General features: G+C 36.4%; 4 protein-coding genes. All 4 read right to left on the bottom strand.

The features are described 5' to 3' along the window. On the bottom strand, positions 1-296 hold a 296-nt coding region (locus AC1EU2_RS18705; RefSeq protein WP_480299791.1), incomplete at its 3' end, for a hypothetical protein. Between the two features lie 117 nt (positions 297-413). Then, on the bottom strand, positions 414-875 hold the full coding sequence (locus AC1EU2_RS18700; protein ID WP_480299790.1) for a hypothetical protein: 462 nt from the start codon (positions 873-875) through the stop codon (positions 414-416). Positions 876-991: 116 nt separating this feature from the next. Further along, on the bottom strand, positions 992-1,423 hold the full coding sequence (locus AC1EU2_RS18695) for a hypothetical protein (protein ID WP_480299789.1): 432 nt from the start codon (positions 1,421-1,423) through the stop codon (positions 992-994). A 137-nt stretch (positions 1,424-1,560) separates the two neighbouring features. Beyond that, positions 1,561-1,917, bottom strand: a 357-nt coding sequence (locus AC1EU2_RS18690; protein ID WP_480299788.1) for a hypothetical protein, incomplete at its 5' end; no start/stop codon positions are given.

Here is a 1,917-nt window from a genome sequence, read left to right as displayed (position 1 = left end):
TTAACTATGGGCTTAGATAACTTAAAGCCAAAGAACAACAAAATAACAGAAATACCGACTAACCCAAAATATGCGTACTTATGAAATGAACTGAATATCGGCTCAAGGTAACTATAAAAAAGAGCATGGGGAAGAATAGCGGAAACCATTAGTAACTGCCCCAATGAGGATACCGAGATTTTAGTGTTACAGTTTTCACAAACATATGAAAAACCTAACCCAAAATGAGACTTATAACTTGGGATTTCTTCTTTGTATTTTACAGAGTCACACTTTGGGCAAACAAATGATGGCATAACTTTCCTTTAAATGTATAACGCCCGCTTAACAGGCAGATGCTGGTTGGCTAAAATCCGAAGCGCAGCGTAGGAGCCAACCAGTATTTGTCCTTGTTGAAGCGCTTGTTATGCATTTTACCAAAGTTCTTTGATAAGAGAGATTTTGCCGTCTGTAAAACCAAATAAAGCTAAAAGTGGTTCAGAGCCTTTCCAACTACCGTCACTTTGAATAATACCTCGTGAATATTCAACTGCTAAATAATTTTTGCCTGAGATAGTTTTTAAAATACGTTTCTGGTTTTTGTCGGTATTTTGATACCTACCTAGCTCTAAATTTCGAAGAAACGCTTTTCGCCAAGTATCTTTGTCGAAGTTTGCCTCATATTCGACGTGAACATATTTAACATTTTTATGAGTTAAATTCAGAAGAGCGTCAATATCAGTTGGAGTAGAACCCTTCCTTGCGACTTTATCCAAAGCTGTAAAGTACAATTTAACTTGTTCAAGTTGGCATTCCGATTTGCAATCAGTTGCAAACGATTTATTTGCAATAACAAATAAGAGAAGTACCCAAGAAATTTTTAAAATAATATTCATTACAACTCCATTGTTTGATGAATGCATAACGCCCGCTTAACAGGCAAATGCTGGTTGGCTATAATCCGAAGCGCAGCGTAGGAGCCAACCAGTATTTGTCCTTGTTGAAGCGCTTGTTAGCAGTGCATTACGCAAATGCTAGAATTTTCATTTATGTAACCATAGCCAGCAATATTTACTGACTTGGATTCTAAACCATAAACTGAAATTGATGTTGCTACAATTGGAAAGTTAAGTTTAATTAAGTCCGCTTTGTTTGGTTTTGCAACACCATACCAAAAATTTATAACTTTACCCTTTACAAACATACATGGTTGAGAATATTCGATTTCAGATAAGCCATAATTTAAAAAACCTACAAACTCAAAGCCAGCAGAATCTATGAATTGAGCCTTGACGATAATATTTGAGTTTGGATCTAATGCATCTTCTTCCTTTGCAGGGACAATCATTGTTTCAATATAACTATCGTCTTTCCACATTGGAAATTGCCAAACGGGATGCTCTGATAAGTCTTGAAGAGTGATATCCCATATATGTTTACTCATAACTTCCTTGTACTGCTAACGCCGCATTAAGCGGAAAATGGTTGTTGGCTATAATTTTGTAGCGAAGCGGAAAAAGCCAACAAGTATTTTTCCGATTGAATGCCTTGTTATAAGCGGTGTTTGATTATACAAATGAATTAGTCTGTACCAACTGAATTAACACCACTGCCAGCGCCACCACCGAAAGATCTAGTTGGTTTAATAGCTTCATCAGCACTTCGATTGATTATCCATACAGCAATTGCTGCTATAAAAGGCATTAACCAGATAAGTATGATTTGAGCAATTTTTTGAAATCTTTCTAGGTCATCCCTTTTAGCAGTTGATACAGAGACATAAATATTCAATAAAACAGCTACAGCAATAGATATAAATAGAAATTCCATTTCTAGACTCCTCGCATAGCTTATAACGCCCAAATAACGGGCAAATTGTGGTTGGCTAAAATTTGGAGCGCAGCGACAAAGCCAACCACAATTTGTCCTGTTGATTTG

Source organism: Parashewanella sp. 2304DJ23-3 (assembly GCF_056591695.1).
Note: the sequence above shows the minus strand (reverse complement) of the source record. Positions and strands in the feature narration are given on the sequence as shown.